Source organism: Calothrix sp. NIES-2100 (assembly GCF_963875285.1).
Taxonomy (GTDB): Bacteria; Cyanobacteriota; Cyanobacteriia; order Cyanobacteriales; family Nostocaceae; genus Aulosira.
In genome coordinates, this window is record NZ_CAWNLA010000001.1 from 125,237 (window position 1) to 137,544 (window position 12,308).

A 12,308-nucleotide genomic window follows, 5' to 3' on the forward strand; every position below is an offset into this window, starting at 1 on the left:
AATGACCATTGACTAATGACTCTTGACCATTGACTCTAGAGTTGCTGCACTCACTCCCATATCGTGAACATGAGGTGCAAGAAACTCTGATGTTGATAAATCAGCTGGGTTAAGGGCGATCGCTTGATGCAAATCTTGCTTTTGGGCAATTTGGTTTTCTGTCAGCCAGGTTTCATACTCTTCTGGTGTGTGGACAATTACCTGCGATCGCATGGAACCGTGATAACCACCACACAGTTCAGCGCAAACTACAGGATATGTACCAGGTTTGGTGGCGACAAATCGCAATTGGGTAGCAATACCAGGAATTGCATCTTGCTTGAGGCGAAAGTTCGGAACCCAGAATGAGTGAATTACATCTTGGGCTGAAAGATTAAGCTGAACATCAGCACCAACGGGAACATGCAATTCCCCAGTAGTAATGCCACTTTCGGGATAATTAAATATCCAAGCGTACTGCATCCCTTGTACATCAACAACCAAATCGGCTGCTTTGTCTTGGGTTGTGGATGTTGCACCAATCCCAATGTTAGGTGCAGCTTGAGATTCTGAAGGATGATCCAAAGTTGCAGCAATTGCACTACCCTTCATGTGCGCCACATGCGCCCCACCATGAGGATGACCGGCTGGATCTAAACCGCCCATACGGTTAAAAACATCTACGCTGTAGATGCCTAAACAGAAGACAATCAATGTGGGGATTGCTGTCCAGAAAATTTCTAGGGGAACGTTACCTTCAACCCGCACACCATCGGTATTATCTCCCCGACGGCGACGGTACTTAAACAAGAAGATGACAATCGTTCCTTCCACTACCAAGAAAAGAGCGATCGCAATGGTAAACATGACATTAAAAAATCCATCTACCATCGGCGCTTGTAATGACGCCTGCTCTGGCAGTAGATTGTGATGTTGACCAATCCAAATACTGATTGCGGAAATTAATATCCCAGCAACCAAAGTCCATAGTGAAACGGGAATTTGTTCCATACATACCACCTGCTCTGTAAAACGCCGTCAAAAGGAATTGGCTTCGGCTTCGCTCAGCCCAAGGGGTATTGGGTATTGGGCATTGGGCATTGGGCATTGGGCATCGGGCATTTCCCCGCGTCCCCGCGTCTCTATGTCTCCCTCATCCTCCTCATCTCCCTTGTCCCCCCTGCCCCCCTGCCCCTCTTCCCTTCATCTACAGGGCAGCGTTTTTGTTTTCTTTCTCTTTTTCTAACTTACCCCTATAAAAAATGGGGGAATTTTCCAGATCTTTTCACATCTTTCCCCCAAAAATATTTTGATTTATATCTTACTTCTGATGACAAAATATCTCGTCTTTTGACGAAGACCTAGTTCAGGAGAGGACTTTTAGCTTTAATATTAATTTAGCTAGATGAGCCGCAAGTATGGATTTGTTAATAGATAACACTTTAAGATTTACGCATTTGTTTACCACGAACTTTTTGCCAGTTTCGAGTAAACATTTAGTACAATACAGCAAAAATAACTACACAGATAAAAAAGGTGATAAAGCTTACCTTCTGCCATCTGCCAGGTCACTGAGCGCAGTCGAAGTGCTGCCATCTGCCTTTTAAACTTCCCCTCAAATTACCTTGCTTTTTAGCCTCTCCTGGAACAGGTAAAAAAATTGACTAATGCCAAACAATCTTAGTTGTTTAATTCAGCATGGGTGTAGCAATTCTTAGGACAAATCCGTGAGCAAGCTTCACAACCAATACAATTATCTGGGGTAGCAACCACCATTACTTTGCGTTCGATTTCTTCATCATCTTCATCCTCAACAAATTCGCCTTCTTCGTTGAGAGCTTTGAGATCTAGCACATTATACCCGCATACTTTCATGCATCTGCCACAGCCGATACATTTATCTTTATCAATTGCTTGGGCAAATTTTGGTGTCCAAGTTTTACCTCCAAAGGTTAATCCTGTTAGTTGTGCCATGATAAATCCTCGGCAATTATGCCTAAAAATATGTTGGTGCTTTAATCATCATCCTAACCTAATCTTAATAGTTTATTTGTGCTATTAAAGCATTATTTGTCTATCATCAAAATTTTCTGACTTTTTAGCATGTACCACTTATTTATTTATTGACACTGTTAATTGAAAGCTTTTGGCAATAATTATGTTCAAATATTGTTTAAGTCATGCCTACTTAACATATATTGCCGCTTTATCTGCGATAATCAGACATTCTTTATTTTAGGATTAACAACTGCAACTGCTAGCAGTAAAAATCAATTACATGAAGAGGGCATGAGTAAAAAAATCTATTTTTATACAATTGATGCTCTTGTCAAATAAATATTTTTTTGCTTGTTGAATCCAGGCTTATGGAACAGTATTTAGATATACAGATGATTTTTAAATTCAGCGCGATCGCCTTTAGCAAGCAAATAATTAGTATGCAAATTATTGCCTCACTAATTTTAAGTTAATTCTTGATACAAACCCATAAAAAGCAAATGTTATTTTTGCACATTACAGCAAATAATAAATCATAACTTGGCTAATTGAAAAACTGTAATACTTATGGCAGAATATAAACTAATGTAAAATATTAAAAGTATTAATAAACAAGTTGAATACTATTAATGATAGGCTTTGGTGTTCGCCAAAAACACTTTGGTTAAGGTTTTAAGGTCTAAAAAAAATATTCTTTGAATCTCTGGAAATAAAATCCTTAAGAAAGCTCCCCAGGCTCATTGTGAACAAACTGATCACAATGATTATGAAATGTATAGTTAATAAAGAAGTAATATGAGGCTCAAGCGATAAGCCTTAAGTAGCTTCCAAGTGGATGCAATGTCCTCCTTCTGAATATGAGCAGATTCTCAAACAAGAAAAATCTTTCTTGTTAGCAAAATCAAGTGGTAGTGAGTCGTGGATGTTATGAATACAGAGGACACATCCAGGGGAGATTTGAGCCAAACATCTCAACGAGTATAGTTAGAAGTGCATTATGCCGTATACAATTCCTAACAACAGTTGCGTTGGATGTGACAATTGTCGTCCCCAATGTCCGACGGGTGCAATTAAAATCGAAAACAATGAATATTGGATCGATCCTTGTCTTTGTAACAATTGCGAAGGTTATTATTCCGAACCGCAATGTGTAGTCGCCTGTCCGACAAAATCACCAATTCCGTGGCAAGCGAAAAAAGGAAGATGTAAAGTAGAACCGAGAGATGCTACCAGCCCAGATTTATTTTCTAATGGGAAGAACAACCCCTTTGCTTCAGCGATTGTGATTTGGGAAGCTTGTAACGTACTAGCACAGCGCACTTCTTTACATTGGGAAATCGATGAAGCTGGGTATTTATCCTATAGCCGACAAGTTAATCAGGGAAAAGGTGCGATCGCATTTCATATCCAAGATCCATGCAAGATTAGCACTCGGACAACAGAAATAGCCGCAATTGAAGCCCTAGATATTAGAGCTGCTTGCATCCATTTAATTTTTGCAGCTCATGCAACTGCTTTAGAACAACCTTGGGAGCAAGAATTTGCCATTGATGAACGTCAGCTAGAGAAATATTTAGGCTTAGAAAAACGCAAAGACCTAAGCAAAAATGCCAAACTAGCTTTAATGAAAAATATTGTCCAACAAGCTTGTTCATTAATAATTTCCATTGACTGGCCCCCACAAGGAAGAGTCAACGGATTTTCAATTGCTGGAACTCGCTTGTGGCATTTAGTAAACATCGAACACCACTTTCAAGAAGACGATCAAGGATGCAAATACTTAATAGGATTAACTTTTAAAGTCAAAGCCGGACTTTGGGCGCAGCATTTCTTAAATAAACAAGCATGTAAAGAACGCACAGCATTTTATCAATATGGTATTTTACCGAGAACACTATTAACTACTATTATGAGTATTTGGCAGCAACATGAAGGCGCAGCCAGACTCATGCTGTGGTTGCTGTTTAAAACCAAAATGGGCAGAGAACAACGCATTACAGTTCCTACCTTATTACGTGTTGCTTACGGTGAAGAAAAAGTCACCATCGCCGCTAGACAAAGAGAAGAACGCAAACGTCTGCTACGGACATTTGAAAGCGATTTAGAAATGCTCAATCATTATGGAATTAAACCTATATTTGATCCAGTTACTTATCCTATAGCCATTCAACCTTTATGGGCAAAACTAGCTGATATCCCCGAAGATCCAGAAGCCGCCTTAGAATTTTGGACAAATGACGGTGGTGGCGATACCAGATTAACAGATACAGGCCCCCGTGGTAAGTGGAATTTGCTGATGAATGCGCGGATTTTATCCTTTAACTTACCAACAGAATGGGAGCCACAAACCGCAGACTCAGACAAAAAACAGCGGCGCACTGTGAATAAAACGAGAAGGAAGCCCAAAACCACAGGCGATTTACTAGGCGAACAGATTTTAGCAGCGCGAAAAAATCTCAATCTCTCTCAGAGAGAATTAGCAAAGTTGACAGGTAAAAGCCAAAGCTGGATTCGCGACATCGAAAACGGGCGCTTAAAAGCCAAGTTAGAAGACCAAGTACTATTACGGAAAGTACTGAACATGGCTTAATAGATTAGTGCAATCCTGCTGTGATGCCAAAACATCGCCTTGTTATATTAATACGTCGCCATGTTATGCCATAACATCGCCCTGTTATGTTAATACGTCGCCACGTTATGCCATAACATCGGTCTGTTATATCAATACGTCGCCATGTTATGCCATAACATCGCCTTGTTATATTAATGCATCGACCTGCAATTAAATTGCATCGAGCTGCACAAATTAAACGTACCCTTGATAAGGCTAGCATTTTCAGGCTATATTGGTTTGGCGATCGCAATTTAGTCACTCAAAAATGTGGAGTATTATCTTTTCTTAAAGAAAATTCTTGGTAAACTATTGAGGCGGGCGATCGCTACTATCGCTACTTTATTAAAGTTAAATTTTTAAATTACTTGACATTTCCTCAAGACAACAGGACTTACGCCCGGACTACGATTTTACGTCATTACCAGCACAGCGTAGTAATTGCAAAAGCTTACTTTTTCGTCATAAGTGCGTAAGTTCTATACAATGAATTTACTCTATAAAATTACATAATTTATATCCTCAGATAGATTGACTTGAACAATAATCCTGTAGTAATTATTAATAGAGGCAAAGCTTTATCGTAGTATTTTAAAATACTGACGCAATATTTAAGACTTTCCATATTGGGCTGATCCTATTTAATTAGGATAATTTGTGGTGTTTACTACCAGAAGTCTCTCATCTGCCATATTGATAGGCAGATTCAAAACAAAATAAAATTTTCGCGGTTTTCAATCAAAATTCAGTGCATCTTTAAACTTGCAAAGATAGATATATAAGTCAAAGTATATCTACCACATCGGCATAGGAAGAAATTTAACTTTCTTAATCCGATGATAGATTCATGGATTTTTCCGGAAAAAAGTCAGAGATAAATATTTTCCTCGGAGCAAATTTCTGTAGTGCAACCGAGTGGGAACCGCTATAGTAACTGCGAATTGCCACGAAGTACTAAAAAATGATGGCGATTAATTCTTTTTTAAAATGAAGACAGGTATTTTCATCCTTACAGTTATCTGCATTCTGGCAACTGGTCTAGCAGTATATCTGCTTGGAGGTGTGAATTCAGACATAATTCAAGCTTGGCTCAAGTCGGCTGGTATCTGGGCACCAGTTATATATATTGCTTTGTATATTGTCGCAACAGTTCTGATTTTGCCTTCAACGGCACTTAACTTAACTGGCGGTGCAATATTTGGGCCAGTGCTTGGTACTGTCTGGGCTAGCCTGGGGGCAATTATTGCAGCCATTGTCACATTTGCGTTTACTCGCACAGTTGGACGTGTCGCAGTCGCCAAAAGACTAGCTGGACAATGGCAAGCTATGGATGCTGAGGTGCGACGAGGGGGACTTTTCTACATGTTTGCTATTCGCTTGATAGCAATCATGCCCTATGGTTTGGTGAATTTCGTCGCCGGGCTAACGTCGGTTAGCTCAAAAGATTATGTTCTCGGTACAACCTTAGGAACTGTTCCTGGTGTCTTACCCTTTGTCTTGCTAGGCAGTTACGGTTTAAAGGCGCTGAAAACAGGAGATTTCTTACCATTAATAGGAGCTTTATCGCTAACAGGAATACTATTAGCAGCCGCTACCTGGTATCGCCATCGTCGCTCCTTTCCCCAAAAAAGCGTTGAAGTTTATAAGTCATCAAAAACATTAGATAAAACAGACTCGGAAAATCAAGAAAAATAATTCTTTTCTCAAGCATAAGCACCGAAATTGTAAATATCCGTTTGAATATTTAGTGAACTATGAGGTCTGATATATGCTCGTAGACCAAGATGATGTAGAGCTTTCTGTGATCGTTCCCATGTACAATGAGGAACAAAATATAGATTACTTGTTTGAGCGATTAATCGCCGCACTAAATCCTTTAAAAATAAAATACGAAATTGTTTGTGTGAATGATGGTAGTAAAGATAATACTCTGAAGTGTTTGATTGAGCATCATCGCCGTAACCCTGCAATTAAAGTAGTTAACTTATCTCGTAACTTTGGTAAGGAAATAGCTCTCACAGCTGGTATTGATTACGCAATAGGCGCAGCAGTGATACCAATAGATGCTGATCTGCAAGATCCACCGGAATTAATTGCGGAACTAATTGCTAAATGGCGTGAAGGTTATGATGTAGTCTATGCAACTCGTCGTTCACGTCAAGGAGAAAGTTGGCTCAAACGCCTGACAGCTAAAATGTTCTACCAAACTATAGAGCGTATGAGTCCTGTGCCAATTCCTCGCAATACGGGGGATTTCCGTTTGCTTGACCGACGTGTTGTTGATACTCTCAAGCAATTGCCAGAACATAATCGTTTTATGAAAGGTTTGTTTGCTTGGGTGGGATTTAATCAAACTTCGATTTTGTATGATCGCCCTCAACGTTACAGGGGGGTGACTAAATGGAATTATTGGCGACTTTGGAATTTTGCTCTTGACGGTATTACTTCATTTAGTTTTGTACCCTTGAAAGTCTGGAGCTACTTTGGACTGACTTTATCTTTGCTTTCATTTTTATACGCTAGTTTTCTCATAATTAGAACTTTAATTTTAGGAATTGATATTCCTGGTTATGCTTCTTTAATGGTGACTGTACTCTTTTTAGGAGGAGTGCAACTACTTAGTCTTGGCATTATTGGTGAATATCTTGGTCGTGTCTATGAGCAGGTAAAGGGACGCCCACTTTATTTAGTACGAGAATGCTATGGCTTCAGTTCTGAATCTTTTAATCAACCAGCCCAAAATATCATTCAGGTACAAAAAAACTAACAGGACAAAGTTATCTTTGTTTATCCTTGCTAATCTCATAAAATTTGCCGCAAAACTATTCTCGTCATCTAATTAATAGTTTTGTGTTTAGGTCGCAACTTTTGAAAGCAGTCAATCTGAGAGTATGAATATTATTTCGCGTGTGAAACATCAGAAAACTTGGCTTTTGGTGATTCTATTGATTATTGCATTAGGAGTCAGGCTACCTGGTCTGTATAGCCGTGCCATCAGTTACGATGAAGCAATTACACTACTTGAAACAGCAGGTAACGTGCCACCCTCCTGGCCATACCAGCCTGTACCTGCTAGCGAGGTTCAAAAACAATTTAAAGGTACTCCAACTCTCAGCAAAATTGCTGAATATCTACGCCAGACAGATGTACATCCACCATTTTACTTTTGGCTCCTAAGCCTGTGGAGACGCTGGCTAGGCTTTTCTATTGAAACCTCTCGAATCTTTTCAGTAGTCTGTTCTTTGGGAAATGTATTAGTACTTTATCTGGTATTACAGGCTGGACAAATTGAGCGTCCCCTGATTCCTTGTCTTGTATTTGCAATCTCTTCATCTGCCATCTTTGCTGGACACGACACACGTCCCTATGCATTAGCTTCCCTGTTAATAGGGATGGGTACTCTTTTTGCATATCTTGCTACTGAAGCAAAAAACCGAAATAAAACCCGCCTCGTAGTTTACTCCACAGCTATGGCACTATGCTGTGGATTAGCCTTCTTAACAAACTACCTAAGTCTTTTTCCGATCGGCATCATACTTTTATGGTTTACGATAAATCTTTGGTTTGGCGCAAGGCTACTGGCAATTTTATCTCCTTTAATGGCTATATCAATCTGCCTGACTGGACTTCAAACTTGGCTAACACAACTAAATGCAAGACCCGATCAAAGTACAGGCTTTCTCGGTTTTTTTCGAGAAATAGCCAAAATTATTAGTAGGAACTTGTTTATTATATGGACACCAGCATTTACAAATAAAGAACTAAAGTTAGTGCTTATGCTACTATTTATAGTGGTAGTACTTATCCTCATAGGGCTGAGTATAGCTGCTATCCAACGTTATTATTCACAAACGAATCGAAAACTATTGTTGCTTTTTATAGGTCTAGCTGTTGCACCATCAATAGGAATCTTTTTATTAGATTTTATATCGAAGAAAAACCTTCATGGTTATCGATATTTCTTCTTTGCTGTACCTGCTTTATCTGTACTAATCACATATGGAATCACCAAACCTATTTTCTCCCAGAAAGTGTGGATACGCTATCTATTACCAATTCTTTTATGTATCCAGTTAACTGGTGTTAATTGGGGTTTAGAAACAATTCCTAGTCAGACAGGAAGCAATTTCCGCAGCCTAGCTAGAACCATAAAAGCTTCTTCATCGTCTCATGTAGTAGTAGTTGGGAATGGTTTTGGTCGTGGCCATCCAGGTGCAGTAATTTACGAACTAGCACCGGAAACAATGATTGTTGTTTTAAGTAAAAACAGTAATCTCGAAAAGCTACAGCGTAATATTCAAAATTATCAAGATGTCTGGATTGTACCTTCTTCAGAACGTCCAACCGCCAGTATCGAGAAAAAACTACTGAATCTTATTCAAACATCGCAACAGTATACAAGTAAGCCCCATCAAGATTTAGCTGTTCACTTCCAGAAAAGACTTTAAAAAAAGAGCTTATTTTATTTTGGGTAGCGCGATCGCTTTTTCGAGAAAGCCAATCCCCACAATCTTATACCAATTCAAATAATGTTTGCGACACATCAATATATTCTAGAGGGCACGGCACTGCCCATACGTGTCAACTTAACGTGAAACCCGCTTGGTGACAAGGTTTCGCCCTCACCCCCAGCCCCTCTCCCCAGGGGAGAGGGGAGCTAGAGATCCAATTCCCCTTCTCCCTGGGGAGAAGGGGTTAGGGGATGAGGGCGAGAGGGTTTTGCACAACGCCTGCCCTATATAGCTTTTAGCTTAAGTTGACACCAATGGGCACTGCCGTGCCCCTACCATCTGTCGCATTCTTTTTTCAAATTGGTATTACGCTAATATACCCGCTGGATAGGCTGGTTTGCTGTGGCGATCGCACTCATAATTTGTTTAAAAAAATCCATATATCAAAAACAGCGATCGCTCCCAACAAAAAATAGCGATCGCCTTGATTAGCTATTGAGTACGGTAGAATCAGAAAAACACTCAAAGTGTTTTAAATATGGTTATAAATGTGAATGTAACGCAATCCCAGTCAGCCATAAACCTGAAGGTGACACTCCTAGTAGCAACCCTCAAAAATGGTCAGTTTGCTGCATCTATCTTTAAGTTTCCCAACTTTAGAGTCGAAGCAATAACAACAGAAGAAGCGATCGCTCGCGCTTTGTGTGATATTGAGTAAAATAGTCACGCACGAATCACAGTAATAGAACGCTGATTTTCCGTCACAACAACCTGCGTTGACAACCGCTCTTCAATTGGTAATGCATTTTTCCGTCTATCAAATATCAATAACCAACCTTCATTCAATCCCAAACGTGCTAAATAAGATTCTAATTGCTCTATCCCCTCAGTTTGAGGATCACGCTTTTTCTCGCGCCATACTTTTAACTCTATACCTAGAGTAACGCTTCTATATTGCAAACATAAATCCATTCTGTCACTACCAATCGCATATTCCCGCTCCAGAGTTCCACCACCATTAACAACACGATGTAAGAAAGCCATTAATACTAAATGAGGTGCGATTTCATGGTAAACAGCACTACCAAGTAATGGTTCTCCATGTTGTCGCCAAAATTTAAGAAACGCTTCTAACAACGCATCTGTATTTAATTCTCCTGACTGGGCTAACCAACTGGGGCTAATGTGAGGTAAACTATCCTGAGTTCCTTGCACTAAGACGCGGGGAATGACTTCGCGGTAAATCGGGTTAGAAATAACCAGTCCCCCCGCAGGGTCGCGTCGCAATAATCCTAAATCGATTAAATATTGGCGGTCATCGGCTGGAGTATCCCCTAATGCAAGTCCAGCTAACATTGGTTCAATGATGTTTTTGACTCGTTTTTCTCTGAGTTTTTCTGCTAGAGAATCGAGATGAGTATCTTGACGGGCAATTAATATTTCTTTGGCTTGTAAAATATGCTCTTTGGTAATAGTAATACTTCTATCCTTAACCAGTTTTTCCACAACTTCCTTAGCCAGAGCATTAACTAACCAAGGTTGTCCCTGAGTCAAATCAAAGGCTGTTGCTGTTGCTTGGGGGGTGAAAATTTGTCCAGTTTCTTGGGTATGTTGCTGGTATAGTTCTTCTACCTCTGCGGCGTAAAAATTTCTCAGGGTGATGGAACTGACTTTAATATTAAAAGGGCTAGCTGTATTTAATCTGTCACTACCACCGGATGCAACCTTGTAATCCCGGACATCGCGCAAGCCAATCAAACCAACAGACGAGGGAAAATTTTCTGGACGATTGGGATAACCATCCCTTAACTGTCGCAACACCGAAATTAGGGTTTGGTCTTCTAGAGAATCAATTTCATCGATCAATATTACCAAAGGTCTAGGGGAAACCTGTGCCCAAGCTTGTAAACTAGCTTTAATTCTCTGTCCCGGTTCCTCATAAACCCATGTTGGAGGTTGTAAATCCTGCGGTAAGCGGATCGAAGTTGTATCACGCCAACTTCCCAAAATCGCTAATTCTGCGGCACTGGGGTCATGATTAAATGCGCTTCCCACTTCTGCCGATACCATAACTGCGGTATAACGTCCACTTGCGGTAAGTTGTTGCCCTAGTGCTAGCATTGCGGTTGTTTTACCTGTTTGTCGCGGTGCGTGAACGACAAAATAACTACGTTGTTGGATTAGCTCCTCCAAATCTGGCAATCGTGTTGTTGGAGATAGCATATAGTGGATATCTTCTTGGCACGGACCAGCGGTGTTAAACCAGCGAGACATGGGATGTTGGCTGATAGCGGACATTTTGAGTTTAGACGATTTTGGGGATGGGAATGGGAGAAAGTGCGATCGCTACTAACCTAAACTCCTGCATTCCTCTGTGCGTCTGTGCGTGACGGACACTTTCCTCAAGTCGGGAAACCTGCCCACGGAAGTGTCCTCCTCTGCGTGAGAAAAAATTATCCCTGCAACAAATCGACTATCTGAAAATAATTTTTAAATCCTACCGATAACTACCAACTTCAACCTTCCTCTGTCCCACCACTTCCGGCGCACCAATTTGTAAATTCAAATCCTCATAACGCGTAGTTAAAAACGGCTGACCGCAACCTATCTCATAAAAGGGACTTTCCGCAGGAACTTCTAACTGCGAACTAATTAAACCCAAGCGTGATTCAAACTCTGCCGGAAATATCACTAAATTTGCACCGATTGCACTAAAACTAGATGCGCCTAACTTTTGTCGCCACGCCATACCTTGTTGTCCATAATTGAGAGTACACAGCTTGCGATTTCCCTGACGAACAGTAATTCGCTGTCCTTGTTCCCAATCAAAATTAGCTAATTCCTTTGGTAATCCCCAAATATCTCGACCACCAGCCATCGAATCCACATGGTCTACATAAATGTGAGAAACCCAAGCACCAAATTTTCCTTGATAACCTACAATAGCAGGAACAACAATTAATTCGCTGTACTCCAGTTCGGAACCTGACCCATAATAAGATAAATAAACACTCGCCACAGTTTTACCAGGCCAGACAGAGATAATATCTAACTCTAAAGGAACTAACGAACGCACTCGGTTAATATTCACCAAATGCAGCGTTTGCATAGCGTAGCCTTGCAGTTTCCAAGGTGCTTGTGGATAAGACATATATCAATTTTGGATTTTGGATTTTAGATTTTGGATTGGGAATTTTTGATTTAAATTCTCCGCTTATACCAATTCAAATAATGTTTGCGACACATCAATATATTCTAGAGGGCACGGC

At 40.3% G+C, this 12,308-nt stretch carries 9 protein-coding genes; 5 read left to right on the forward strand and 4 right to left on the reverse strand.

Features of this window, described 5'->3' with window-relative positions; translation table 11 throughout:
• Window positions 1-12: 12 nt before the first annotated feature.
• Window positions 13-990, reverse strand: a complete 978-nt coding sequence (locus tag AACU32_RS00560; RefSeq protein ID WP_096596861.1) for a cytochrome c oxidase subunit II — start codon at window positions 988-990, stop codon at window positions 13-15.
• Between the two features lie 669 nt (window positions 991-1,659).
• A complete protein-coding gene (gene fdxB, locus AACU32_RS00565) occupies window positions 1,660-1,953 on the reverse strand; it encodes a ferredoxin III, nif-specific (protein WP_096596865.1) in 294 nt (97 codons plus the stop codon).
• Window positions 1,954-2,974: 1,021 nt separating this feature from the next.
• Here fdxB and AACU32_RS00570 point away from each other — a divergent pair.
• The 5 genes from AACU32_RS00570 (at window position 2,975) to AACU32_RS00590 (ending at window position 9,757) form a co-directional block, all read left to right on the forward strand.
• Entirely contained in the window at window positions 2,975-4,567 is a 1,593-nt protein-coding gene (locus tag AACU32_RS00570; RefSeq protein WP_096596867.1) for a helix-turn-helix domain-containing protein, read from the forward strand.
• A 1,008-nt stretch (window positions 4,568-5,575) separates the two neighbouring features.
• On the forward strand, window positions 5,576-6,283 hold the full coding sequence (locus AACU32_RS00575) for a TVP38/TMEM64 family protein (RefSeq protein WP_096596869.1): 708 nt from the start codon (window positions 5,576-5,578) through the stop codon (window positions 6,281-6,283).
• A 73-nt stretch (window positions 6,284-6,356) separates the two neighbouring features.
• Window positions 6,357-7,355, forward strand: a complete 999-nt coding sequence (locus AACU32_RS00580; protein ID WP_096596871.1) for a glycosyltransferase family 2 protein — start codon at window positions 6,357-6,359, stop codon at window positions 7,353-7,355.
• Window positions 7,356-7,479: 124 nt separating this feature from the next.
• Window positions 7,480-9,036, forward strand: a complete 1,557-nt coding sequence (locus AACU32_RS00585; RefSeq protein WP_096596873.1) for a glycosyltransferase family 39 protein — start codon at window positions 7,480-7,482, stop codon at window positions 9,034-9,036.
• Window positions 9,037-9,577: 541 nt separating this feature from the next.
• Window positions 9,578-9,757 carry a hypothetical protein gene (locus tag AACU32_RS00590; protein WP_096596875.1) on the forward strand — a complete coding sequence of 60 codons (180 nt, stop codon included), beginning with the start codon at window positions 9,578-9,580 and terminating at the stop codon, window positions 9,755-9,757.
• Between the two features lie 5 nt (window positions 9,758-9,762).
• Here the strand turns inward: AACU32_RS00590 and AACU32_RS00595 are convergent, their stop codons facing one another.
• Together AACU32_RS00595 and AACU32_RS00600 are read right to left on the reverse strand one after the other, a co-directional pair.
• Window positions 9,763-11,313 (reverse strand): AAA family ATPase, encoded by a 1,551-nt coding sequence (locus AACU32_RS00595; protein WP_096596877.1) that lies wholly within the window; start codon window positions 11,311-11,313, stop codon window positions 9,763-9,765.
• A gap of 223 nt (window positions 11,314-11,536) precedes the next feature.
• Entirely contained in the window at window positions 11,537-12,190 is a 654-nt protein-coding gene (locus tag AACU32_RS00600) for an acetoacetate decarboxylase family protein (RefSeq protein WP_096596879.1), read from the reverse strand.
• Window positions 12,191-12,308: the final 118 nt, after the last annotated feature.